19 protein-coding genes are annotated in these 24,784 nt (G+C 69.7%); 9 read left to right on the top strand and 10 right to left on the bottom strand.

Annotated features, from left to right (window positions below):
• Window positions 1-60 precede the first annotated feature (60 nt).
• The 4 genes from CHC08_RS27230 to CHC08_RS27210 all read right to left on the bottom strand — a co-directional run bounded on the left by CHC08_RS27230 (window position 61) and on the right by CHC08_RS27210 (window position 3,358).
• Window positions 61-498 (bottom strand): helix-turn-helix domain-containing protein, encoded by a 438-nt coding sequence (locus CHC08_RS27230; RefSeq protein ID WP_089210218.1) that lies wholly within the window; start codon window positions 496-498, stop codon window positions 61-63.
• Between the two features lie 531 nt (window positions 499-1,029).
• Window positions 1,030-1,854, bottom strand: coding sequence for an SGNH/GDSL hydrolase family protein (locus tag CHC08_RS27220; RefSeq protein ID WP_089210216.1), 825 nt, complete (start codon window positions 1,852-1,854; stop codon window positions 1,030-1,032).
• Window positions 1,851-2,576, bottom strand: coding sequence for a hypothetical protein (locus CHC08_RS27215; RefSeq protein ID WP_089210215.1), 726 nt, complete (start codon window positions 2,574-2,576; stop codon window positions 1,851-1,853). The genes CHC08_RS27220 and CHC08_RS27215 overlap by 4 nt, the downstream gene beginning before the upstream one ends.
• Window positions 2,573-3,358 (bottom strand): SDR family NAD(P)-dependent oxidoreductase, encoded by a 786-nt coding sequence (locus CHC08_RS27210; protein WP_089210214.1) that lies wholly within the window; start codon window positions 3,356-3,358, stop codon window positions 2,573-2,575. Before CHC08_RS27210 ends, CHC08_RS27215 begins: the two co-directional genes overlap by 4 nt.
• Before the next feature lie 67 nt (window positions 3,359-3,425).
• Between CHC08_RS27210 and CHC08_RS27205 the strand changes: the two genes are divergently transcribed.
• The 3 genes from CHC08_RS27205 (at window position 3,426) to CHC08_RS27195 (ending at window position 6,118) form a co-directional block, all read left to right on the top strand.
• Window positions 3,426-3,965, top strand: coding sequence for a MarR family winged helix-turn-helix transcriptional regulator (locus tag CHC08_RS27205; protein WP_089210213.1), 540 nt, complete (start codon window positions 3,426-3,428; stop codon window positions 3,963-3,965).
• Window positions 3,946-4,785 (top strand): phosphotransferase enzyme family protein, encoded by an 840-nt coding sequence (locus tag CHC08_RS27200; protein WP_089210212.1) that lies wholly within the window; start codon window positions 3,946-3,948, stop codon window positions 4,783-4,785. The genes CHC08_RS27205 and CHC08_RS27200 overlap by 20 nt, the downstream gene beginning before the upstream one ends.
• Before the next feature lie 187 nt (window positions 4,786-4,972).
• Window positions 4,973-6,118: an acetyl-CoA C-acetyltransferase gene (locus CHC08_RS27195; RefSeq protein WP_089210211.1), complete on the top strand. Its 1,146-nt coding sequence runs from the start codon at window positions 4,973-4,975 to the stop codon at window positions 6,116-6,118.
• A gap of 1,145 nt (window positions 6,119-7,263) precedes the next feature.
• On the opposite strand, the gene CHC08_RS27190 is transcribed toward CHC08_RS27195, so the two are convergent.
• The 5 genes from CHC08_RS27190 to CHC08_RS27170 all read right to left on the bottom strand — a co-directional run bounded on the left by CHC08_RS27190 (window position 7,264) and on the right by CHC08_RS27170 (window position 12,855).
• On the bottom strand, window positions 7,264-9,138 hold the full coding sequence (locus CHC08_RS27190; protein ID WP_089210210.1) for an acyl-CoA dehydrogenase family protein: 1,875 nt from the start codon (window positions 9,136-9,138) through the stop codon (window positions 7,264-7,266).
• A 30-nt stretch (window positions 9,139-9,168) separates the two neighbouring features.
• Window positions 9,169-10,575, bottom strand: coding sequence for a sensor histidine kinase (locus CHC08_RS27185; protein ID WP_089210209.1), 1,407 nt, complete (start codon window positions 10,573-10,575; stop codon window positions 9,169-9,171).
• Entirely contained in the window at window positions 10,575-11,264 is a 690-nt protein-coding gene (locus CHC08_RS27180; RefSeq protein WP_089210208.1) for a response regulator transcription factor, read from the bottom strand. The genes CHC08_RS27185 and CHC08_RS27180 overlap by 1 nt, the downstream gene beginning before the upstream one ends.
• A 141-nt stretch (window positions 11,265-11,405) precedes the next feature.
• Window positions 11,406-11,936 (bottom strand): hypothetical protein, encoded by a 531-nt coding sequence (locus CHC08_RS27175; RefSeq protein ID WP_089210207.1) that lies wholly within the window; start codon window positions 11,934-11,936, stop codon window positions 11,406-11,408.
• A gap of 208 nt (window positions 11,937-12,144) precedes the next feature.
• Window positions 12,145-12,855 carry a class I SAM-dependent methyltransferase gene (locus CHC08_RS27170; RefSeq protein WP_245878597.1) on the bottom strand — a complete coding sequence of 237 codons (711 nt, stop codon included), beginning with the start codon at window positions 12,853-12,855 and terminating at the stop codon, window positions 12,145-12,147.
• Window positions 12,856-13,004: 149 nt separating this feature from the next.
• On the opposite strand from CHC08_RS27170, the gene CHC08_RS27165 reads away from it, so the two are divergent.
• From CHC08_RS27165 to CHC08_RS27145, 5 genes are all read left to right on the top strand, one after another.
• Window positions 13,005-15,077, top strand: a complete 2,073-nt coding sequence (locus tag CHC08_RS27165) for an ATP-binding protein (RefSeq protein ID WP_179282230.1) — start codon at window positions 13,005-13,007, stop codon at window positions 15,075-15,077.
• Window positions 15,078-15,156: 79 nt separating this feature from the next.
• Window positions 15,157-17,229, top strand: coding sequence for an ATP-binding protein (locus CHC08_RS27160; protein WP_089210204.1), 2,073 nt, complete (start codon window positions 15,157-15,159; stop codon window positions 17,227-17,229).
• A 458-nt stretch (window positions 17,230-17,687) separates the two neighbouring features.
• Window positions 17,688-19,733, top strand: a complete 2,046-nt coding sequence (locus tag CHC08_RS27155; protein WP_089210203.1) for an ATP-binding protein — start codon at window positions 17,688-17,690, stop codon at window positions 19,731-19,733.
• A gap of 230 nt (window positions 19,734-19,963) precedes the next feature.
• Window positions 19,964-20,548 carry an RNA polymerase sigma factor gene (locus CHC08_RS27150; RefSeq protein ID WP_089210202.1) on the top strand — a complete coding sequence of 195 codons (585 nt, stop codon included), beginning with the start codon at window positions 19,964-19,966 and terminating at the stop codon, window positions 20,546-20,548.
• Window positions 20,535-21,356, top strand: a complete 822-nt coding sequence (locus tag CHC08_RS27145) for a hypothetical protein (protein ID WP_089210201.1) — start codon at window positions 20,535-20,537, stop codon at window positions 21,354-21,356. Before CHC08_RS27150 ends, CHC08_RS27145 begins: the two co-directional genes overlap by 14 nt.
• On the opposite strand, the gene CHC08_RS27140 is transcribed toward CHC08_RS27145, so the two are convergent.
• Window positions 21,345-22,364 carry an adenosine deaminase gene (locus CHC08_RS27140; protein WP_089210200.1) on the bottom strand — a complete coding sequence of 340 codons (1,020 nt, stop codon included), beginning with the start codon at window positions 22,362-22,364 and terminating at the stop codon, window positions 21,345-21,347. The two genes, CHC08_RS27145 and CHC08_RS27140, sit on opposite strands and share 12 nt — an antisense overlap.
• A 447-nt stretch (window positions 22,365-22,811) precedes the next feature.
• Here CHC08_RS27140 and CHC08_RS27135 point away from each other — a divergent pair, with 447 nt between their 5' ends.
• Window positions 22,812-24,761, top strand: a complete 1,950-nt coding sequence (locus CHC08_RS27135) for an ATP-binding protein (RefSeq protein ID WP_089210199.1) — start codon at window positions 22,812-22,814, stop codon at window positions 24,759-24,761.
• Window positions 24,762-24,784 lie beyond the last annotated feature (23 nt).

Raw genomic sequence — 24,784 nt, 5'->3', positions numbered from 1 at the left:
GGAAGTCGCGACGGTGCTTTTCGAGGGTGCGGGCGCCTTCGGCGGAGGAGTGAATGCCGGTCACGGCCGGTCCTTCGCCAGCTTGTTGATGATTGTGAGCAACTCGACGCTGCTGTCCAGGCCGCCCAGCACGATGATTTTCATGCGGGCCCGCTCCTCGTCGTAGATCGTCTCGATGCGCAGGCGTCCGTCGTCGTGGGGGCCGCCTGCGGTGAGGGCCATGAGCATGGTGCTCAGGCGGTTCATCTCCTCGGGGCCGATCGCGTCGATCTGCACGATGCTGGACACGTCGAGGTGGCGCCGGCGTCCGGCCGTCTCGGCGGCGGGTGGTTCCACCGGGTGGCCGGTGAAGGCGTCCAGGTCCTCGCGGGCGATCCGGTACTGCTTGCCGATGCGGACCGCTTTCAGCCGTCCATCCCGCACGTAGGTGCGCACCGTCTTGACATGGAGGCCGAGCAGGTTCGCCACCTGCTCGACCGAATACGGCGGTTGAGACACCCGACCCCCCTCGCAGCGCACCAATACATTCTCTAAACTACCCTATTCAGATAACATTAGGGAGTTATGCGGAAGTTTGGGGAAGCTTCTGTCTGAGGCGTGGTCCCGGGCGGTCTCCGCTCAGCCGCCGATCAAGCTTCACGATCCATTCGAGGCGACCGTTGGATTGAGGCGGCCCGTATCGCTCCGGCCGAGCAGCGAACGCTGCGCGACGAGGCCGACGAGCGCCAGGAGCACGGTCACCGCTCCGTACCAGGCGACCGTCGACACCAGGCCGAGCGGGGCGGCGAGTTGGCCGGCGATGACAACGGGCAGACCGAACGCGACGTACGCGACGACGTAGATTCCGGCGACGATCCCTGCCCGCTGGTGCGCGGCGGTGAGCGGGAAGATGAGGCGTAGCGATGCGGAGGCGGCTCCTCCGGCGGTTCGGCCGCGGCGCTCGCCGCCGGGTTCGGTGCCATATCGATCGGCCGCCGCCCTTTCTCTGAGTCCCGTTGCGGGGCAGCGCCGGGAGCCTCGACGTCCGTTTCAGGGTCGGTCCGTGAGGGTGTCGACCAGGGCGGCGGTCAGGGCCTGCTGGCCGGCGAGGGAGAGGTGCAGGCCATCGTCGAGGTGAAACCGCTCTCCAGCCTGTCCGGCGATGACGGGCCGGGTGTCGACCACGGGGTCCGGTTGCGCGTTCAGAAACGTCCCGATGGCATCGATGTCACGATTGACCCAGGTGATCCCCGCTCGCTGGAAGGGCTGGTAGGCCCTGACACGGGTCTCGTCCACCCTGGTCGGGGTGAGCCCCACCCATCGCGCCGGGGTTCGCTCCGTGATGAGATCGCGCAGGGCGCGTAGGTTGCGTTCGGTTTCGGCGAGGCTGACCAGGGTCGGTCCGTCGGCCGATCCGAGACGCTGGGCGTCGTTGCCGCCGAGCATGCACAGCACCCAGTCCGGGCGTTGGAAGGACAGCCCGGGCAGCGTGGTCAGGGCCTGGGTGGTGGTCTGCCCGGAGACCGCCATGTTCGTCAGGACGATGCCGTCGGCGGGACGCCGGAGGTCAAGGACGTGGCGCAGGATCTCGAACCACGACAGCAGGTCATCGGTGATGCTCTCGCCAACGGCCACGACGCGCTGACCGGGCGCGAAAGGCAGCCGGTCCACCTTTCCCGCGAACTCGGGATCGTCGAGCAGCTCCGTCGCCGCGCGATGTGCCTGCTCATCGTGAGATCGGCGGATCTGCCGGTAGGAGCCCGAATCCAGTCCGTACAGAGCGGCGATGCGGTCGTCGTCCAGCCCTCCCAGATATCCCAGGACCTTCTCGGGGTGCTGGAAGCGTACAAGCCGTTCGGTCAGTGCGGTGTTCATACGGCGGCGTCCTTACGTGCTTGCCTGCGGGAACCGGTCCTGCCGGCTCTGCTGCGGGGCAGCAGGAAACCGGCGGCGATGAGCCAGACCAGGGAGGTGAAACGGGCCACGGGCAGCAGCACGGCCGCGCCGGAGACAAGCAGGGTGAGCGTGGAAAGCTCGGCGATGACGGCGATGGCCAGGCCGGCGAACGCCAGCGGACGCGGCAGCAGACCGGCCAGCAGACCCGGTACGGCGATGCCCGCGACGAGCAGGCCGAGGAAGACGACGTGCCCGGCGCCGCCGGTGACGAAGGCGAGGTCCTGCAGGGCTCGGACCACGGCGGACTCGGTAAGGACCTCCGGACGCGAGAGCACCCAGCCGAACAGCGCGGACAGGGCCAGCATGCCGGCGGCCAGCAGGCCGCCCGCCAGGGCGATGGTGGCACCGGGCGCCCGGATGCCGAGGTTGTGCAGGCGGGCCGAGGCGGTGGCCGCGTAGATCGCCATCGGGACCGAGGCGCCGAACTGCAGGAACGCGCTGACCTGTACGGCGCTCTGATGGTCGTGGAAGTAGGCCAGGATCTCGGCCGAGGAGCCGAAGGGCGACGGGAAGGTGACGCCGCCCGCCATGACCGTGCTGATGATGATCCCGGCGAGGAACAGCGCCGTGAACACCACGGCGAGGATCCCCAGCGGTGGTCCGGCCTCGTTCTGCCGCGGGGTGCGCTCGACGGCTGTCACATCATCACCCGCCCACCGGTCAGGTCGAGGGTGACCCCGGTGACCCAGGACGACGCGTCCGAGGCGAGATACAGCGCGGCCTGGGCGATGTCGTCGGGCTGTCCGATGCGGCCGAGGGGGAAGGCCGTGGCCAGCTCGTCGAGTTGCCCGGCGGACATGAACCGTCGCATACGCTCGTTGAGCACAGCGGAGGGGGCCAGGCAGTTGGCCCGGATGCCGTGCCTGCCGACCTCGTTCGCCAGGTGCTTGGTGAACATCACCACGCCGGCCTTCGCCGCGGCGTACGCGGCGTTCGCGCCGCCCGGTTGGCGGCCTGCCGTGGAGGACATGGTGATGATCGACCCCTTGCCCCGCTCGATCATGGTGGGCAGGAAGGCCGCCACCGTCAGATACACCGAGGTCAGGTCGGACTCGATGACCGCGCGCCACTGATCGAGTCCGAGTTGGGCTGTGGGCGTCGGGGCGCCCAGACCGCCGGCGAACGCCGCGAGGATCTCCACCGGTCCCAGCGCGTGCTCGACCGTGTCGCGCACGTCCCGCACCGCGGCCTCGTCGGTGACGTCGCCGGGCGCCGCCACCGCCGTGCCTCCGCCTGCCGTGATCTCTGCGACGACCACGTCGATCGCCGCCAGGTCACGGCCGTTCACCGCGACGCTGACCCCGTTCGCCGCCAGGGCGTGGCAGGTCGCCGCTCCGATCCCTCGTGAGCCGCCGGTCACCAGCGCGACTCTGCCGATGAGGTCCGGGTAGTGCGGCGGGCTGTCACTGGCTTCGCTGAGCATTTTAATTCCGTTCTCTTGGGTGAACTATTCATAGCACGGAACCATTCTCTGCCACTACCATCGGCGCATGACCACACAACGGCAGCCCGGCGGCGAGGCCGGATCGGCGTCGCGGCTTCGGCCGAGGGGGACGGCGTTCCTGCTCGCGCAGGTGGGCGCCCATGCCTCGGCGCGGTTCGCCGAGCGGATCAGCGAACTCGGGGTGGTCCCCGCCGATGTCGGGCTCCTGCGCATGGTCGCCGTCCAGCCGGGGCGCAGCCAGCAGTCCCTGGCCGAAGAACTGGGAGTCGTGCCGAGCCGGGTCGTCGCACTGGTCGACGGTCTGGAGCGCAAGGGGCTCATCGAACGACGGCGGAATGTGCGAGACCGCCGCAACCACGCGCTGCATCTCACCGCCGAGGGCACGCACGTGATGAGCGAGATGCGCACGCTCGGCTCCGCGCATGAGGCGGAGATCTGCGCCGCGCTCGACGACACCCAGCGCGCACAGCTCGCCGAGCTGCTCGAAGCCATCGCCGCCCAGCAGGGCCTCACCCCGGGCGTCCACCCCGGATACCGGCAATCACCGCAACCGGCAGAGGAGCCCCATGGCAGACCTGGATCGTGACGTCGACCGGCAGGACGAGGTGCCGCTGGTCGGTGACGGCGTCACGCAGGGAATCGTGCGCGTGGGAGACACCGTCCGGCGCCCGGTCCGGCCCTTCACCATGACGATCCAGGCATACCTGGCGCACCTGCGTGCCGCGGGCTTCGAGGGTGCCCCGATCCCCCTCGGCCTTGATGACCAGGGTCGCGAGATGCTCTCGTTCGTCCCCGGAGACGTTCCCCGCGAACCACTCCCGCCGGACACGGCGGGCGAAGAGGTCCTGGTCGAGCTCGCACGGCTCATTCGCCGGCTCCACGACGCCGCCCAGGGCTGGACGCCGCCCGCGGACGCGACCTGGGGAGGGATTCCCGGGACGCAGGGCGCGAGTTCGACGCCCGACGACGAGCCCCCGGTGGTCAGCCACCGCGACTACTGCCCAGGCAACGTCGTCTTCCGCGACGGGCTGCCCGCGGCTCTCATCGACTTCGATCTCGCCAAGCCGACCACGAGGATCTACGACATCGCCAACGCCGTCTACTACTGGGCGCCGCTGCTGCACCCGAAGGACAGGTCGCCCGCCTTCGCGGATCTCGACATCCCTCACCGGGTCGCCGTGTTCGCCGACGCCTACGGCATGAACGCGGGCCAGCGCCACGCCCTGATTCCCCTGGCGACCACCATGATCCACCGTTTCCACGTCAACATGCGCGCCGCCGCCGAGATCGACCCGGTGTTCAAGCGTTTCTGGGACGAGGGCGTGAAGGACCGCCTGCCCCGGGCCGAAGCCTGGATCCACGACGAAGGTCCGGCCATCACCGCGCGGCTCACCGCCGGCCCGTAGAAGACGAGGCCCCGGCCATCACCGGCCGGCCTGTGGGGACAGCACCTCGCCGTCCGGCCGGAGGGGGTGCCCGACGGCCGGCCGATGTGCTCGATCACAGTCGACCGTTGTGGACAGGACACGACAAAGGTTCTGTTGTAGCCTCTTAGTAACCGAACAATGCTCGGTTTCATAAGCAGGAGGCACTGTGGCAGAGGCGTACATCGTCGGGGCGGTTCGCACCCCGGTCGGTAAGAAGAAGGGCGGCCTGTCCACCGTCCACCCCACTGACCTGGCCGCGCACACCCTCAAGGCGCTGATCGACCGTACGGGAGTCGATCCGTCCGCGGTGGAAGACGTGATCATGGGCTGCGTCATGCAGTTCGGCCCGCAGAGCATGGACATCGCGCGCAACGCGTGGCTGTCGGCGGGTCTGCCGGAAAACGTGGCCGGTGTGACCATCGACCGCCAGTGCGGCTCCTCCCAGCAGTCGATCCACTTCGCGGCCCAGGGCGTGCTCTCCGGCACCCAGGACCTCGTCGTGGCCGCGGGTGTGGAGTCCATGAGCATCGTGCCGATGGGCTCCTCGATCAGCGCCGCGATGGAGAAGGGCATGCCCTTCCCGTTCGGTGCCGGATGGGTGGAGCGGTACGGCAAGCAGGAGATCTCCCAGTTCCGGGGCGCCGAGCTCATGTGTGAGAAGTGGGGGCTGGAGCGCGAGGAGCTCGATCGATTCGCCTTCGAGAGCCACCAGCGGGCGGCCAAGGCCATCGCGAACGGCTACTTCAAGGACCAGATCGCCCCGCTCAACGGCGTCGAGGACGACGAGGGCCCGCGCGCGGACAGCACGCTGGAGAAGCTGGCGTCGCTGAAGACGCTGCGGGACGGAGGCCGCATCACGGCCGCCACCTCCTCGCAGATCTCCGACGGCTCCGGCGCGCTCCTGATCGCCTCCGAGCAGGCGGTCCGCGACCACAACCTGACCCCCCGCGCCCGCATCGTCACCCTGGCGCTCACCGGCGACGACCCGGTCTACATGCTGACCGCGCCGATCCCGGCGACGCAGAAGGCGCTGAAGAGGTCCGGCCTGTCCATCGACGACATCGACGTCACCGAGATCAACGAGGCGTTCGCCCCGGTGCCGCTGGCGTGGATCAAGGACATCGGCGCCGACCCCGCCAAGGTCAACCCGAACGGCGGCGCGATCGCCCTGGGCCACCCGCTGGGCGGAACCGGCGCGATCCTGATGACCAAACTCCTGCACGAGCTGGAGCGCACCGGAGGCCGGTACGGCCTGCAGACGATGTGCGAGGGCGGTGGCCAGGCCAACGTCACCATCATCGAGCGCCTGTAGCGAAGCGCTCGTGAGTGAAGCGCTCATGAGTGAACGCCTGTGAGCGAAGCGCTCATGAGTGAACGCCTGTGAGCGAACACCTGTGAATGAGGCGGTCGTGGGCGAACGCCTGTGAGCGAAGCGACGTACAGAAATGCCCCGGCCCTGAATTGGCGTTTTTCGGGACCGGGGCATTTCTTCTCAGCGACCGCCCTTGCCGGGAATCCGGCGCGGCTGCTGGGTAGGCCTCGACGGCGTGCGCGGCATCGGCATGTGCCGAGGCGCTTCCGGAGGCATGTTTCGCTCGGGCAACGGGGTGTGGGTCTTGGTGGTCTTGCCCTTACCGCTGCGCTTTTTACCGGCATGAATTCGCATATGGACTCCTTGAAGATTGTGACGACGCGGCGAAATCCCGGGTCGGAAACTCAGCTGCCGCGTCAGACGAACGGGCCAGAACGCTGAGTGCGGGCGGATCAGCGAGGCTGATCGACGCCGGCTCTTAGGAGTTAATCCACATGAGAAGACCGTACGACGGCCCTTCGAGCGGTGCAACCTATTTATTTTCTTGCGAACGCGGACGGAGTCCGCCTGTGCGGATAGTCGGTGCGGACAGGAGTCTCGGCGTGAGCAGGGGCCACCGATAGGGATGCGGGCTTCGGCGTGGAGGCGAACGCGGACGTTGGTTCGGACGTGAACTCGGTTCGGGGAGTTGAGTGTGGTTTCTGCTTCCCCGGTCGGATGCGTCGCGGACACGCGATCCAGCGGTAGGGGACCAAGACGGCCCGGCCCTCTTCGGAGGACGGGCCGTCTTCTGCCGCACTGAGGATCCTGCTGGTTTTCAGGTGCCGCCCTGTTGCGGCTCTTCACGCGGGCACCAAGGTTCAGAGGCAAGTCCTCCTGGGTTTCAGGCTTTACGGAAGGTCGCCCACGCAGGTTCCCGCCGGAAAGCCTCGGCCGGAGATCCGATTGGTCGGTTCCGTGACGTCGGCCGTCTGGCAGCCGTCGCCGACAACCACTGAATGCTTGAGGAGCGCTCCGAATCGGTGAGAGCGAAGTCGCCTTCGACCACTATGAAGCCCGGACCTGTCCGAACCGGTGTCGAGTTCGGACAGGGAACGAGGAAAGGGCGGGTACGGCACGCGTGTGCGCGCCGTACCCGCGCCTCCTCAGTGGATCGGCCGGTGCACGTTCTCCGCGGTCGACGGGCCGGGTTCGGCGGCGGCGATCCACGGTCCCTCTATCGAGGGGTCGAGGATGCCCTCCTCCAGGAACGTGTAGCGGCCCTGGAGCAGGTAACGCGACAGTCGTACGTCGCGTGAGTCGCTGTTGTCCCACAGTCGGTCGAACAGTGCGTCGGCGCGGAGTCTGGCCTGGTGACAGAAGGTGTCGGCGATCTCGACGGGCCTGAGCCCCAGGTCGGCGGACTCCTCGTGGGCTCGGATGCACGTCGCGGTGATCGCGAACAGCTCCGCGCCCACGTCCACGATCCGGCCGAGGAACCCCTGCCGGTGTTCGAGCTTTCCCTGCCAGCGGGACATGCCGTAGAAGGTGGAGCGGGCGAGCTTACGGCTGGTCCTCTCGACGTAGCGCAGGTGCTGGGCGAGCGGGCCGAACTCCGTGTAGGAGCCGGGCCGGTTGCCCGAGCCCGCGACCAGCGTCGGCAGCCAGCGCGCGTAGAACCCGCCCGCCTTCACCGCGGCGCGGGCCTTGGTCCTGTTGTCCAGCGACGGGTCGATGAGCTCGCCGGCCACCGTCAGGTGCGCGTCAACCGCCTCGCGGGCGATCAGCAGGTGCATGATCTCGGTGGACCCCTCGAAGATCCGGTTGATCCGCACGTCCCGCAGCACCTGCTCGGCGGGGACCCCGCGCTCGCCCCGGGCGGCCAGCGACGCGGCCGTCTCGTAGCCGCGCCCGCCACGGATCTGGACCAGCTCGTCGGCCACCCTCCAGGCCATCTCCGACGCGTACAGCTTGGCGAGCGCCGCCTCGATCCTGATGTCGTTGCTCTCGTCGTCGGCCAGGCGGCAGGACAGGTCCATCACCGCCTCAAGGGCGTAGGCCGTGCCGGCGATGAAGGCGATCTTCCGCGCCACCGCCTCGTGCTCGCCGACCCGGTGCCCCCACTGCACCCGCTCGTTGCTCCACTCCCTGGCGATCTTCACCGCCCACTTCGCGTTGCCCGCGCAGACGGCGGGCAGCGAGAGTCGTCCGGTGTTGAGCGTGGTCAGCGCGATCTTCAGGCCCTGGCCCTCGCGGCCGATCAGGTTCGCGGCCGGGACGCGGACGTCGTGGAACCTGGTCACGCCGTTCTCGATGCCGCGCAGGCCCATGAACGCGTTGCGCCGTTCGACGGTGATCCCGGGACTGTCGGCCTCGACGACAAAGGCCGAGATCCCCGTGCCGGTGCGGGCCATGACGACCAGCAGGCCCGCGACGACCCCGTTGGTCGTCCACAGCTTCACACCGTTCAGCACGTAGTCGTCGCCGTCCCGCACCGCGGTGGTGGCGAGCCTCGCCGGGTCGGAGCCGACGTCGGGCTCGGTCAGCAGGAAGGCCGACACCTCTCCCTTCGCGCAGCGGGGCAGGAATCTCTGCTTCTGCTCCGGGGTGCCGAACTGTTTCAGCGGCTGCGGCACCCCGATCGACTGGTGTGCCGAGAGCAGCGTGCTGAGCGCCGGGCTGTACGACCCGACCAGCATCAACGCCCGGCCGTAGTCGAGGTGGCTGAGCCCCAGCCCGCCGTACTCCTCGTCGGTGGTGATGCCGAACGCGCCGAGTTCGGCGAGCCCCTTGACCACCTCGTCGGGCACCTGCGAGGTCCGCTCGATCAGGGCCGGATCCACCTGGGTCTCCAGGAACCGCCGCAGCGTCCGGAGGAACTCCTCCCCCCGCTTGGTCTCGGCCTCGGGCAGGGCGGGCGCGGGATGGACCAGATCGAGGCGGAAGTTTCCCAGGAAGAGCTGTTTGCCGAAGCTGGGACGGGACCATTCCTTCTCTCTGGCCTGCTCGGCGACCTCGCGTGCCTTGGCGTAATCGGTCATCGGGACCTCCTTGGGCGGATGATGCCGGGATTATGCCCAGGTGGCCGGTCCGGGAAGACGTTGACGCCGAGGGAGTTCAACCTGGACGGAGGTGCCCTCGCCGGGGGCGGAGGTGATCCAGCAACGGCCGCCGTGCGCGTCGGTGATCGCCTTGACGATCGACAGCCCGAGTCCGGCGCTGCCCGGCAGCCGCTCCTCGCCCCGCTGGAAGCGGTCGAAGGCCCTGGCCACCTGATCGCCGGACATTCCCGGCCCGTCGTCGGAGACCTCGATCAGCACGCCGCCGACCGGCGTCTGCGCGAGCCGTACGGTGGCCGTGGTGCCCCGGGGAGTGTGAGCCCGCACGTTGGCCAGAAGATTGACGAGGATCTGGCGGACCCGTGCCTCGTCGACGGTGGCGGACAGCGCGTCCGGAGCGTCGACGACGATCGGTGACCCCGGATCGATCGCCGTGTGGTCCGCGCTCACGTCGCGGACGACCGCGGCCAGATCGGTCTCCGACGGCTCCAGCGCCGCGTTCCGGTCCAGGCGGGCGAGTTCGAGCATCTGGCTGACGAGATCGCCCATCCGTGTCGCCTCGCTCTCGATTCTGCCCATGATCCTGGGCAGGTCCTCGGTGCTCAGCGCGCCGGTCCTGTAGAGCTCCGCGTATCCCCGGATGGTGGACAGCGGGGTACGGAGCTCGTGCGAGGCGTCGGCGGCGAAGCGCCGGACGCGGTCCTCCGACGCCCAGCGGTCCCTGAAGGCCTCCGCGATCCGGTCGAGCAGGAGGTTCACGGCCGTCCCGAGCCGCCCGATCTCCGAGGAGCCCTCGGGCATGCGGACCGACAGGTCGCCGTTGCCGGCCATGCCGTGGGCGGCAACCGCTATCCGCGCCAGCGGGGAGAGCCCCCTGGTGATCAGGGCGCGGCCGATGAGGGCGAGCAGCAGGATGAGCACGCCGCCGGTGAGGAGCTCGGCGATGACGAGCTGGCGGACCGGCGCGTCGACCGACTCCAGCGGAACGGCGACGATCACCAACCGGTTGCCCTGTTTGGTCTCGGAGACCCTCGCGATCATGGGGTAGCCGCTCGAAGGGGCGAGGGTGAACCGGTCCTGCCTCGCGGCGTGATCCCTCATCCGGCCGAGGCCGAGGGTCTCGACCAGCCCCGGTACGGCCGCCGCCTCCGGGGCGTCGCCGTTGACCAGCCGGGTCCGCCCGGTGCCGAGGTTCATCGAGGCCACCGCGTAGGTGGATCCGGTCAGCGTCAGCGCGAGCCGCCCGTTGGGGGCCGCGGCGATCTTCTGGGCGGCGGTCGCGGTGGCCGCCCGCAGCTGTACGTCGATCCTTTCGAGCAGGTGCTCGCGCAGGACGAGGACGCTCACGCTGGACAGCATGACCAGCAGGATCGTGCTCACCGCGAGCAGGCCCGCGAGCAGGCGTGCCCTGAGCGACATCAGGGGGCCTGGGGCGGGCGCAGCGCGTAGCCGACCCCGCGCTGGGTGTGGATCAGGGGTGGGCCGAGCGGATCCAGCTTGCGGCGCAGGTAGGAGATATAGGTCTCGACGACCTGGGAGGAGCCCTCGTAGCCCCAGACGTGTTCCAGCAGCTGACGCTTTGTCAGCACCAGGCCGGGATGCTCCATCAGGAAGGCGAGCAGGCGGAACTCGGTGGGGGAGAGGTCCACGGGAACTCCGGCGCGCCGCACCTCCCACCGTGACTCGTCGAGTTCCAGGTCCGCCACCCGGAGCACGCCGCTCCCCGGCTCGTCGGAGAGGGCGGTCCGGCGGAGCACCGCCCGGACGCGGGCGACGAGAGCCTCGACGGAAAAAGGCTTGGCGACGTAGTCGTCCCCGCCCAGCGTGAGGCCGCGCACGGTGTCGGTGGGGGTGTCCCTGGCGGTCAAGAAGATCACGGGAATGTGCTTGCCCGCCGCTCGGATCCTGCGGCACACCTCGAATCCGTCGATGCCGGGAAGCATCACGTCCAGCACGATCAGCGCGGGAGGATCGCGGTCCACCTCGGTGAGGGCGTCATCGCCGGTCTCCACGCCCGTCACCCGGAACCCGTGAAAGCGCAGGGCGACCTCGACGATGTCGCGGATGTTGGGGTCGTCCTCGACGACGAGGATGGCGTTTTCGTCCATGGAGGACTAATTCTCGCCCATTCGTTCCCACGCGAAAACCGCCGCTTCCTGCATGAACATCACTTTTGGCTGGATGGATGTCATGAAAATGCCATGAAGCGGTGGGGTCACCGCGTCTTTGGTGACCCCACCGCTTCCCGATCAGCTCCCGGTGATCGGTGGTTCCTGGGTGGCTGGCGCGGCGGCCTTACGGGGTGCGAACACCGAGGCCGCCGTGGGGTTGGAGGAGGTCGCGGTGCCGATCACAAAGACCTTGTCTCCAGCGGACCCCGCGGACCCGGCGACCAGCTTGGAGAGATCGGCGCGCGCGCCAAGCTTATGGATCTTGGTGGCCTGGTCGATGTTCCAGGTCCAGGTGACCCCGTCCTTGCTCTTGACGGTCAGTGAGCTCTCGCCCTTGGCGGTGATCACGCCTCGCTGCCAGGTGCGGTTGACGAACTTCGCGTCCTTGCCGCCGACCGTGGCCTGCCCGTGGATTCCCACCATCCGGGAGCGCGCCTTGGGCTTGCGCGGCTTGCCGTTCGCCTTCGGAGGCCGGTTGGCGGTCGTGGTCACGCCGTCCGACGCGAGGGCGGCCGACCCGGTGTCCGACTGGGTGGCCCAGGCGGAGGAGCCCATCAGCAGCACCGCCGCCGTGACGGCCCCGACGCCGATGGCGAGTTTCTTCTTCATCAAGCTCCTTCAAGGGTGTTTCCCAACGGGAGACGCTGATCAGACAACCGTCTCGCGCTGGGATCCTCGAAGGAGAAGCCTGGGAATTCCCTGAGAACGAAGAAGAGGCCCGGAAATCTCAGGGGGGCACAACCGACGCGAGGCGCCGCTCACGGCCTGTTCCCGGCCGTTCGTGAGCGGCGCCTCGTGTCGGCGGTGTTGCTCGGAGCTATTCGGGGACGCGGGCCACGCAGAAGACCGTCTGTCCGAAGGGCGGGCGGATGAAGCGCTCGATGAGGCGCGTCAGGGGGACCACCGTGCGGTCGTAGATCTTGACCAGGCGGGGGTCGGGGTAGCCGACGCCGCCGCGGCGGACGGCGACCCACCAGGCGATGCCGCCCAGGAAGTTGATCGGCTTGAGCACGTCGATGTCGAGGCCCGCCTTGGAGACCGTGCTGCGCAGGGTGGCGGGGGTGTAACGCGTGACGTGGCCGACCTTGCGGTCGAAGTCTCCGTACAGCTGCATGTAGCCCGGGACCCAGATGATGATCCGGCCGCCGGGGACGGTGACCTTGGCGAGGGACCGCAGCGCCTCGACGTCTTCCTCGATGTGCTCCAGGACGTTCATCATCACGACGGTGTCGACCTTGTCGCCGATCGGGATCTCGGTCGGCAGGCCGAACTGCAGCACGTCGATGTCGTCACGACCGGCGAAGCGCTTCTTGAGCTGCTCCACGCAGTAGGGATCGAAGTCGCTGGCCACGAGCCGGTCAAGGCGGGGCAGGAAGGCCTCGGCGAAGTGGCCCAGCCCAGAGCCGATCTCCAGCATGGACCGGCCCACGTGCGGGGCGACCATGTCGAGCTCGTACTGCCGGTAGTTCTTGGCCTCGTCCCCACCGAGGTGGTTTTCCAGGGCCTCGTCACCGGCCGCGGGTTGCACTACGCGGTCATACCCAGACATGCGGTTCCGTCCAGCTCGCTCACGGAAAGCGTGGCGCGAGGGCCACGGCTATGGACAGCCAGAGTCTAGTGGCGGTTCGGGCGGAGCGGCCCCCAGACGGAGCGTCGCGGCCTAGCATGGGCACCCCCATGGAAACTACCTTTGTCGGCCGGCCGGCGGAGACCGCACGGCTGGTTAGCCTGCTGAGAGAGTCTCGCCTGGTCACCCTCATCGGACTCGGGGGCATCGGCAAGACGCGCCTGGCGAGCCGGGTGGCCGAGGAGGTCGGGGCGGAGTTTCCCGACGGCCTCTGGATGGTCGAGCTGGCCTGCCTGACCGATCCGTATTTACTGCCGGAGACGGTGGCCGGCGACCTCGGCGTGGCCGACCAGTCCGCCAGGGAGCAGGAGGAGGTGCTGGTGGAGTGGATGAGGCCGCGCACGGCGCTGCTCATCCTGGACGCCTGCGAGCACCTGGTCGACGCGGTCGCCTCGCTGGTCGACACCCTGTTGCGCGGCGCGCCCGGCCTCCGGGTCCTGGCCACCAGCCGCCAGCCGCTCGGGGTGTCCGGCGAGCACGTCTACCCCGTCCCGCCGCTCCCGGTCGAGGAGGCGGTGGCCCTGCTGCGCGACCGCATGGTCCCGTCCCGGAGCGCGGGCCCGCCCGGCGGCACGGGCGGGGGCGCGGATGCGGATATATCCGGAAGTGCGGGCGACATGGCGCGGCTCTGCGAGAAGCTCGAAGGCATCCCGCTGGCGATCGAGATGGCGGCCGTACAGCTGCGCACCCGCTCGCCGGAGCAGCTCACCCGGCAGCTGGAAGACCGCTACCGCCTGCTGACCGGGGTCCGCGGACCGGCTCGGCACGAGTCGTTGCGCGCGGCGATGGGCTGGAGCCACGAGCTGTGCACGCCCGCCGAGCGACTGCTGTGGGCGCGACTGTCGGCGTTCGCCTCCGGGTTCGACCTGGAGGCCACCGAGTGGGTCTGCGCGGGCGGGCCGCTCCCGGCCGAGACGGTGCTCGAAGCGCTGACCGGTCTGGTCGACAAGTCGCTGGTGCAGCGGGAGGAGCATTCCACCGGCGTACGGTTCCGCATGCTCGACACCGTCAGGGAGTTCGGCGCCACGTGGCTGCTCCGGCTCGGCGAGGTCGACGAGATCCGGAGCCGCCACCGTGACCACTATCTCCGCCTGGCCGGGCGGCACGCCGCGGAGTGGTCCGAGCGGCAGGTGGAGTGGTACGGGCGGATGCGTGCCGAGCGGCGCAACTTCCGCAAGGTGTTCGAACTGTGCCTGGACGACCCCGAGTGGTCCCGGGCGGGTCTGGACCTGGCCGGCTCCCTGTGGTTCCTCTGGATCTGCTGTGGCATGCAGCGGGAGGGTCGCCACTATCTGGAGGCGGCGCTGCGGGCGGATCCCCGGCCCAGCCCGGAGCGGACCAGGGCGCTGTGGATCTGCGCCTGGGTGGCCGGGCTCCAGGGTGAGCTCGACGTCGCGCAGGAGCGGCTCGCCCGATGCCGCGCCGAGGATCCCGAGGGGAGCGCCACCGGCTACGTCATCCAGTTGGAGGGCATGTTCGCTCTCATGCGGCGGGAGTTCCCCCGGGCGGGCAAGCTGCTGGGCGAGGCCATGGCCTGGCACGTGGCCAGGGGCGACGTGCTCTCCGGGCAGCTGCCCTGTTACACGCTGGCGGCGCTGAGCCTGCTGGCGGCGGGCAGGCTGGAGGAGAGCGTGGCGAAGCTGTCCGAGGGGCAGGCGCTCTGCGAGGCACACGGCGAGAAGTGGAGCCTGGCCCAGATGGAGTACGTCTTCGCCTGGGCCGAACACTCCAGGGGCAGTACGCCCAGGGCACTCGGTCACGCCAGGGCGGCACTCACCGGAGCGCGGCTTTTCGACGACCTGATCCTGACCGTCGCCTGTGTCGAGCTGATCGCCTGGGCCACGGTGACGGCGACGGCCGCCGTGACGGTGACGGTGACGGCCGCGGTGATGGCGGGGTCCGCCGCGAAGGCGGCCCGGCTCCTGGGCGCCGCCCAGGCCATCATGGACTCCTCGGGGCTACCGCAGCTCGGTTCGCCGACCTTCATCAGGATCCGCGAACGGGCTGTGATCCAGGCCGTCAAGGTTCTCGGTGGGGGAGAGTTCGACACCTTTTTCACTCAGGGGCGAGGGCTTGACCTGGCACTTGCGGTGAAATATGCACTGGAGGAGAAAGATCCGTAACCAGTGGTATCCGATCGCATCGGATGTGTGACCGGTTCCGTGATTGGCTTGCCACCTCAGCGGAGGGGCTGGAAATTCGGTGGTGGAGACACGCGTACGCCGGGGTAACGTCCCGGCGGAGACGAGCAGTCTGGTCGGGCGGCGGCGTGAGCTCGACGAACTCGCCGCACTGGTCGGCAGATCACCGTTGGTGACCGTCACCGGGGTCGCCGGTGTGGGCAAGACCAGGCTGGCGATCAGGACGGCGGGCCGTCTCCGCGACTCCTTCGCCGACGGGGCGTGGGTGGTCGAGCTCTCCGCCCAGCAGAACGGCGACCTGGTCGGGCACGACATCGCCGCGGTGCTCGGCCTGCGCGAGCAGGCGGTCCGGCCCCAGAGCGAGGTGCTGGCCGACTTTCTCGCGGACAAACATCTGATGCTGATCCTGGACACCTGCGATCACCTGATCGACGCCTGCGCCGCGCTGCTGCGCCGTGTCCTGGCGGACGCCCCGCACGCGCGGGTGCTCGTGACCAGCCGCCGGCCGCTCGGGTTGCCCGGAGAGCGGCTCTTCCCGGTCGAACCGCTGCCCGTGCCCGAGACAGGGGGCGCCGGCACGGATGCGGTGCGCCTGTTCACCGAGCGGGCTCACGCGCTGGTTCCCGGTCTCAGCCTCGATCCGGAGGCGGTGGCACGGGTCTGCCGCCTGCTGGACGGCATCCCGCTCGCCATCGAACTCGCCGCCCGGCGGTTGCGGGCTCTGTCGCCACAGCAGATCGCCGAACGGCTGGACGACCGCTTCGCGCTGCTCGTCGGCGGGAGCCGTACTCCGTTCGCGCGCCACCAGACCATGCGCACCGCGGTCGGCTGGAGCCATGAGCTGTGCACGGCGGAGGAGCGTCTGCTCTGGGCTCGCCTGTCGGTCTTCGCCGGGTGGTTCGACGCCGACGACGCGCGGGTGGTGTGCGCCGACGAGCGGCTCACCGGGTTCGAGCCGGCCCGGCTCGCGGACAGGTCGATCCTGATCGCCGAGGGGCCGCGCTACCGGATGCTCGCCACGATCCGCGACTACGGCAGGGAGTGGCTGCGGAGGCTGGGCGAGGAGGAGGCCTTCGTCCGGCGGCACCGCGACCACTATCTGACGCAGGCGCGCCGGGCGGAGGCGGAGTGGTACGGCCCACGCCAGCCGCAGTGGGCCGACTGGGCTCACCGCGAACTGCCGAACCTGAAGGCGATCCTCGATCACGATGAGGGGTTCGACCTGGTGACGGCGCTCTGGTTCGTCTGGTGCTGCCTGGGCCAGGCGGAGCAGGGCCGCCACTACCTGGACCGGACGCTGGATCGGCACCCGGAGCCGAGCCCGGGACGGACCAAGGCTCTGTGGGTGCGCGCGTGGACGGCACTCGACGCGGGCGACACGGTCGCGGCCGGAAAGCGGGCGGGCGAGGCCTACGCGGCCGCGATGGCGGACGGAGACCTCGCCGCCGCGGGATGCGCCAGGCGGTGCGCCGCCGCCGTCGCCCTCGCCCGCGGAGACCTCGACGAGGCCGAGCGCCTGGCCACCGAGTCGGCGGAGCTGTTCGAGCGGGCGGTCCACTCCCACATCGGGCTGCCCGTCGCTGAGGTGACACTGGCGGCGGTGCTCGACGCCCGGGGTGAGCCCGGCCGGGCCGTGGAGGTGCTCGTGCGGCAGTGGGGGAGGTGCGCGGAACGCGGTGAGCTGTGGGCGAGGTCCAACGGTGATCAAGCCCGGTCGCTCACCGAACTCGGCCGGGGGGAGTTCGACGCGGCCGACGTCTACGCGCGGGCGGCACTCGATGTGAAGTGGCGTCTGGGCGACGTGACGGGCAGCGCCATGATGGCCGATCAGCTCGCCGCCATCGCCACGGCCCGCGGTGACGGCCGGAGGGCCGCCGGTCTGCTCGGCGTGGCACAGCGGATGCGGACGGACGCGGAGCAGTCGCGAGGCGGCGTGGACCGGCGGCCCGAGGCGGTCCGGCGGGAGATCGCTCCGGAACAGTCCCGGCGCGATCCGTACGGACTTCAGGCCGCTCGGGAGCACACCGAGACCGAGGCCAGGGCCCTGATCGGCGACGCCTGCTACGACCACGCCTTCGCCCAGGGACTGATCATGGAATCATCTGCCGCGGTGGCCTGGATCCGGGACGTCTAGAAGGTCGGTCACCCTCGGTGGGAACGCGCACTCCGAGGAGATTGCGAACCATTTCCCTTTCATCGGTGTTCGTCGATTCTTATGCGCTTTCTTCTGTTTGGCGGGACACGGGGGGTCGCCGGGCGCAGAGCGGGCGGAGTACCGGCGATCGCGGGGAAGTTGTCAGGAGGGAACGCCACGGGCGGCGGTTCGCCGTGCCTGGTCCGTGCCGGGGATCGAGCGCCTGGATTTGCCCGTTCTGGCTTTGATTGGCGAATCTGCCATGTTGTCTGTCAAAAAGTCGTAATTCTCGAGTTTCACGGCGCGCGGGGGGAAATCCGACCTAGATGCGGCGGTCAGATTTGCACTGGAGGAGGAGGAAACCCCACCCGTGGGCGGTCCGCCGACCGCTTCGTGATGCTGAGAAGGTGCGATTCCTCCAAAGTGGTATTTCCACCAGGTGGAAGGAGCGCGAGCCGATGGCACAGGTTCCATGGTGGCGCGGGAACCTCCCCGCGGAGACGAGCGGCTTCATCGGTCACGAGCGCGAGGTGCGACGGCTGCTGAAGCTCCTGCCCGGGACATCGCTGATCACGGTCACCGGCTCCGGAGGCGTCGGCAAGTCACGGATCGCGGTGAAGGCCGCGGAGCGGTGCCGCGACTCCTATCCGGCCGGCGCCTGGCTGGTGGAACTGTCGGGTGAGCACAACGGCGACCTGCTCGCCCACACGGTCGCGGCGGTCCTCGGCCTCCGCGAGCAGTCGGCGCGGTCGCAGATCGAGGTGCTCGTCGAGTTTCTCGCGGACAAGAGGTTGCTGTTGCTCCTCGACGGCTGTGAGCATCTCCTGGCCGCCTGCCGCGGTTTGGTCGCCGAGATCCTGGCCGCCGCCCCCGGCGTGCGGATCGTCGTGACCTCCCGCCAGACCCTCGAACTGCCGCAGGAGACGCCGCTGCCCGTCGAGCCGTTCGAGACGCCCGAACCGGAGGCCGGGACGCCGACCGCGAACGACGCGCTCCGGTTCTTCCTCGACCGGGCCGGGGCCGCGGTGCCGGGCCTGAAGGCGGACGAGGCGACCCTGGCGGCCGCGGCGAGGATCTGCCGGCGGCTGGACGGCATCCCGCTCGCCATCGAGCTGGCCGCCGGGCGGCTGAAGACCATGACGGTGGAGCGGCTCGCCGACCACCTGGAGGAACGGTTCGACGCCCTGTACGACGATCGGGCACTGCTCACCCGCCACTGGACCCTGCGTACCGCGATCAGTTGGAGCCACGAGCTGTGCGGCCCCGAGGAGCGCCTGCTCTGGGCCCGGCTGTCGGTCTTCGCGGGAGACTTCGACGCGGCGGCCGCCGTGTGGGTGTGCGGCGACCGGCGCCTGGTCAACGTGCGTGACCTCCTGGCCGACCTCGTGGAGAAGTCGCTTCTCATCCGGGTTCCCGGCGGCTACCGGCAGCCGGGAACGGTCAGGGACCACGGCAGGGAGCAGCTCGCCCGGCTCGACGACGAGGAGCGCCTGACCCGGCGGCACCGCTACTACTACCTCGACCTGGCCCGCCAGGCCGACGCCGACTGGTACGGCCCCCGGCAGGAGGAGTGGGCGGACCGCCTGAATTTCTCGGTCACCAACCTCCGTCTCGCGCTCGACTCCGACTCCCCGTCCACCTCGCTGTCCATCGAGCTCGCGGGGACGCTCTGGATCCTCTGGTTCTGCCTGGGCCGGTTGAGGGAGGGGCGCTACTACATGAAGCGGGCCATCGACGCCGCGCCCGTCACCGATCCCGGGCTGCCCAGACTCCTGTGGACCGACGGCTGCGTGGCCATCGCCCGGGGTGAGCTGGAGCTCGGCCGGCTCCGGGCCGAGGCGGCGCTGTCCGCGGCACTCGACTGGGGCGACTACGCGGCGGCCGGGCACGCTCAGCTCCGCCTGGCCCGCCGTTCCCTGTTCGCCGGTTCTCTCGACGAGGTCGAGCCCGCCGTCGATCTCGTACGCGAATACTTCAGGAAGGCCGAAGCCGTGACCGTCGATGAGCCGATCGCCCTGGTAACCCTGGCCACGGCCGCGACATGGCGCGGCGAGTTCGCCAGGGTCGTCTCCGTGCTGGAGGAGGTACAGCGGCTCTGCGACGCGCGCGGCGAGCTCTGGGTCCGCGCCTGCGGCGACTACGTGCTCTCCATCGCCCAGCTCGGCCTCGGCCGCGCCGCCGAGGCGGCGGTGGCGGCCCGGCAGTCGCTCGACGTCAAATGGCGGCTCCGCGACGCCGCCGGCGTGGCGTTGGCGCTGGACCAGCTCGCGGTGATCGCCGCGGTCGAGGGCGACGGCCACCGTACGGCCAGACTCCAGGGATCGGCGGCGCGGCTGTGTGACACGTTCGGGCTGCGGGGCCTCGGCTCGAAGAGCGTGTCGGAGCCGAGGACGGTGGCCGAGCGCACGGCCAGGCAACTGCTCGGCGACGACGCCTATGACGCGATCTTCGCCGAGGGCCACGATGACGACCTCGACTCCGCGATGGCCTACGCCCTCGGCTGACGGCTTCGAGAGGCCCACCGAGGGCTTCCGCCGGCTTCACGGACTTCCACGGAGCTCACGGGCTCCACGGAGCTCACGGGCTCCACGGACTCCACGGACTCCACGGAGCTCACGGATCCCACGGAATCCACGGATTTTACGGGCATCGATGGAGGTTCCACGGACCTCATGGACTTCGACGTCTTCATGGCCTTTGCGAATTCTGTGGGTTCCGATGGTCTTCCCTTTACGTGCTCCCGTGCGGTGAAATCTGTCACGACATCCGCGAAGGAGCCCCGACGGACGACGATGAGGCGATAGCCCGCTCTCTGGCCGGTGACCTGGACGCCTACGAGGCGCTGGTCACCCGCTACAGCGCGCTCGCGCACCGCACCGCGTCCATGCTCGGCGCCGGGGACGAGGCCGAGGACGTCGTCCAGGAGGCGTTCGTCAAGGCCTACCGCCACCTGGCCACCTTCCGCCGTGGCGCGCCGTTCCGCCCCTGGCTGCTGCGGATCGTGGCCAACGAGACCCACAATCTGACCCGTTCACGGGGCCGTCGGGCCGAGCTCGTCGTGAAGCTCACCGAGGTCGATCCCGCGAAGGGCGAGGTTCCCGAGGACGCGGCCGTCGCGACCGATCGGCGGAGCCGGCTCCTCGAAGCGGTGCGCACGCTGCCCGAGCGGGAACGTCAGGCCGTCGTCTGCCGGTACTTCCTTCAGCTGTCCGAGGCCGAGACCGCCCAGGTGCTCGACCTTCCGATCGGTACCGTCAAGTCGCGGACCTTCCGCGGACTGGCCCGCCTGCGTGAGGGGGTGGCACGTGACCTCATCTGACGATCTCGAAGCCGGGCTCCTCGCCCTCGGGGAGACCCTCGACGTCCCGTCCCCGCCCCCCGCCGAGGTGGCGCGGGCCGTACGGGCACGCCTCGAGTCGCTCCCGGGCGCGGACGGGCCGCCCGCACCGGTCGCGGGGGCCGTACGGGCACGGCTCGGATCGGTCGAGGGCGCGGACCGGCCCGCGCCGGTACGGCGGGCATGGCGCGCGCTGAGGCCCGGTGCCCGCCCGCGGAGGCGGGCGATCGTCTCCGTCGTCGCGATCCTCCTCGCCCTGTTCTTCGGCGCGACGCCCGCGGGAAGGGCCGCGGTCGTGGAGGTCCTGCGGTTCGCCGGGGTCGAGCTCAGGATCGGCGACCCCGGGCCGCTGCCGTCAGGGGTGCCGAGCCCGCTGCCGGGAGAGCGGAGGGTCACCCTGGAGCAGGCCCGCGAGCAGGTGGCGTTCGCGATCTCCGTCCCGTCCCGGCTGGGCGAGCCCTCCGAGGTCAGGGTGAGCGACGGCGGCCGGGTGGTGTCGCTGTTCTGGCCGGGCGTCAGGCTGGACGAGTACGACGGCGTCCTTGAGGTCGCGTTCCGCAAGGAGCTGGGACCACCCTGGCCGGACCAGGTCAACCTGGGCACCTCGCAGGCGTGGTGGATTCCGGCCAAGCACGGTCTGACCTACCTTCCCCGGGGCGGTGGCGAGGCCCCGGCCCGCGCCCGCCTGGCCGATCCCACCCTCATCTGGCAGCAGAAGGGGGTCGGCCTGCGCCTGGAGGGCGTCGGTGACCTCCAGGGAGCTCTGGAGATCGCCCGCTCAGCCCTCTGACGCCAGCCAGTCGTCGATCCCCTGCAGGAGGTCCTTGCGCACGGACTCCGGGGCCGCCGACGCCCGGACCGACTGCCGGGCCAGCTCGGCCAGCTCCGCGTCGGAGAAGCCGTACACCTGCCGGGCCAGCTCGTACTGGGGCAGCAGTCGCTCTCCGAACAGCAGCGGGTCGTCGGCGCCCAGCGCGATCGGCACGCCCGCGTCGAACAGCCTCCGCAGCGGCACCTCCTCGGCGCTCGCCGCCACTCCGAGCCCGACGTTGGAGGTCGGGCAGACCTCGCACGTGATCTGCCGGCGGGCGAGCTTCTCCATCAGCCGCGGCGACTCGGCCGCCCGGACGCCGTGCCCCACCCGGTCCGCGCTCAGCACGTCCACGCATTCGGCCACGCTCTCGGCGCCCAGCAACTCCCCGCCGTGCGGCAGGGACAGCAGCCCCGCCCGCTTGGCGAGCCGGAAGGCCCCGTCGAAGTCGCGGGCCCGGCCGCGGCGCTCGTCGTTGGAGAGCCCGAACCCGACGACACCCTGGTCCATGTAGTGCGTGGCGAGGCGGGCGAGCGTCTTGGCGTCGAGGGGATGGCGGGTCCGGTTAGCGGCCACCACGACCGCGACGCCTATCTGTGCGTGATCGGCGGCTCTGTGCGCCGCGTCGAGCATCAGCTCCATGGTCGAGGTGAGCCCGCCGAACCTCTGCGCGTATCCGGACGGGTCGATCTGGATCTCCAGCCAGCCCGACCCCTCCGCCGCCTCGTCCTCGGCGGCCTCGCGCAACAGCCGGTAGACGTCGCTTTCCCGCTGGAGGCTCGACCGTGCGATGTCGTACAGCCTCTGGAACCTGAACCAGCCCCGCTCGTCGGTCGCCCGCAGCCGGGGTGGCCAGTCGTCCTCCAGCGCGTCCGGCAGATGCAGGTTCTGCTCGCGGGCGAGATCGATCAGGGTCGAGTGCCGCATCGAGCCGGTGAAGTGCAGATGCAGGTGAGCCTTGGGCAGCTCTCTGAGGGGACGTGGCATTTCAACATGGTGCCGCAGGTCTGACGTGCGCTGACAATTTTTGGTCTCAACCTGACGGTTCGTTCGCGAGGTGGGAAGATCGAGAGGAGACCTCGTCGATGAGGGAGGGCGCCGGCATGCTTTCCAGAGCCGGGGCCTGGGGCTCCAGCCAGAGGAATTCGACGGGGCGGTCTTCGGCGATTTCTCGATCACACGGAGTTTCGACTCCGGAGCCGAATGAGTGGCCCCTGCCGGTTTCCACCGAATTTCCGTGCGCAAGAGCGCCGTACATGTCACAGATTGTGTTTCATTCATGAAAATCAGGAGCGTGACTCGCATTACAGCAGGAGTGCGAATCCCATTACAGGTTAAGTCTTATCGCAGGAAATGTGAGCAACGGGGTTTCAGTGGGCACTGCCTACGTGCGACCGTAGGTGCACGTGTAGTCAGGACGACGCAGGGGCTGCCATGAGAGCGGATGTCTTCGTCGGCAGGAAAACCGAGCTGGCCGACGTCTCCACCCTGCTCGAAAGGGTGCGCCACGTCACGCTGACCGGTCCCGCCGGCGCCGGGAAGACCTGTATGGCGCTGCGCCTGGCCCGTGCCCTGGAACACGAACTCCCGGGAGACGTCCATGTCGTCGAGCTGTCCGAGGCTTCGGCGGACCTGGAGGCCCTGACCGGCATGCTCGCCGACACGATCGGCGTTCGCAGGCAGCCGGACGTGCCCGTGCTGCGATCCCTGATCGACGAGCTCGTCCCGCGCCGCAGCGTGATCGTCCTCGACACCTGCGACCGCGTCGTCGGCGCCGTGGGCGTCCTGATCGGTCTGCTGCTGCGGTCGGTCGAGGGACTGCGCGTCCTGAGCACCAGCAGGCAGCGGCTGGGGCTGCCCGGCGAGCACCTCTACCCGGTCGGAGGCCTGTCCGACGCCGACGCCGCCCACCTGCTCACCATTCTCGCCGGCAGCCGGCTCATCGGGACGGACCCGGAGGAGCTCTGCAAACGGCTCGACAACCTCCCCCTGGCGATCGAGCTTGCCGCGGCCGGTCCCGATCCGGGGGAGGCCGACATCTTCGCCACCGCACCCGGCACCCGGCGGCACGGTTCGATGCGCGCCGCCTACGGCTGGAGCCACGAGCTCTGCAGTCCGCAGGAGCGCCTCCTGTGGGCTCGGGCGTCGGTCTTCTCCGGCACCTTCGACCTCGAAGCCGCGGAAGGCGTCTGCTCCGGCGGCGTCCTCGGCTCCGAGGAGGTTCTCGACGCCCTGCTCGGCCTGCTCGACAAGTCGATCCTCGCCCGCGAGGAGGGTGAGGGCGGCGTCCGCTACCGCCTGCTCAACACCGTCCGCGAGTTCGGCGCCGTCTGGCTGGAGCGCCTCGGCGAGACGGAGGAGACGGGGCGGCGCCACCGCGACCACTTCCTCGGCCTGTCCGCCCGCGCCGAGATGAGCTGGCAGGGCAGGCAGCTCGAGTGGTACCGGAGGCTGGTGCTCGAATGCGCCAACATGCGCGGGGCCATCGAATACTGCTACTCCCGGCCCGAGGAATACCGCAAGGGCCTCGACCTGGTCGGCAACCTGTGGTTTTTGTGGGCGTGCTGCGGCATGCAGGCCCCCGGGGACGATCTTCTCCAGCGTGGTCTGGATCTCGACCACACCCCCAGCCCCGAGCGGGTCAAGGCACTGTGGGTGCACGCCTGGGTCTCGATCCAGCGCGGCGACCTCGACCGGGCGGAGAGCATTCTCACCGAGTGCGCCGCCGAGGACGCCGACGGCTATGCCACGGCCTACGTCAGCCAGTTCCAGGCCCACCTGGCGGTCGTCAGGGGCGATGTGGTGGAGGCCCTTCAGCTCATTCAGCACGCCAGGGTGCGCCACCGCTCGACCGGCAACGTCTTCCCCGGCTTCCTGCCCACCTACACGGTCGTGGCCACCGCCATGATGCTCACGGGCCGTAACGACCAGGCCGTGTCCGTCCTCGAGGAGGGCCGCGAGCTCTGCGAGTCCTGCGGCGACTACTGGACCCTCATCCGCCTGGACCTTCTCCTCGGCCAGGCCGAGCACCTTCTCGGCAACACCGCCTCCGCCGTCGTGGCCGCCCGCGGAGCTCTCCGGGGCGCCCGGCTGTTCGGAGACACGATCTCCCTCATGGAGGCGCTCGAGGTGTTCGTCGTGATCGCGGAGACCGACGCGAACGACACGTTCGCCGCGACCATGTTCGGCGCGGCCCAGGCCGCCTGGGAGACCGCCGAGGTCCCGCCCAGCCGTTCGCCCATGATCACGACCCTGCTCCGCAAGGCGGAGCTGAGGTTGCGCGGCCGGATGGGCAGGGCGGAGTTCGAGCGGCTGAACGAAGAGGGAGGGATGATCGGTCTTCGAGCCGCGGTGGAACACGCACTCCAGGGGGCCTTTTCTTGACCTCGCGCGGGAACCTTCCGGCT

This window comes from Streptosporangium subroseum (assembly GCF_900188345.1).
GTDB classification, from domain to species: Bacteria; Actinomycetota; Actinomycetes; order Streptosporangiales; family Streptosporangiaceae; genus Streptosporangium; species Streptosporangium subroseum.
Note: the sequence above shows the minus strand (reverse complement) of the source record. Positions and strands in the feature narration are given on the sequence as shown.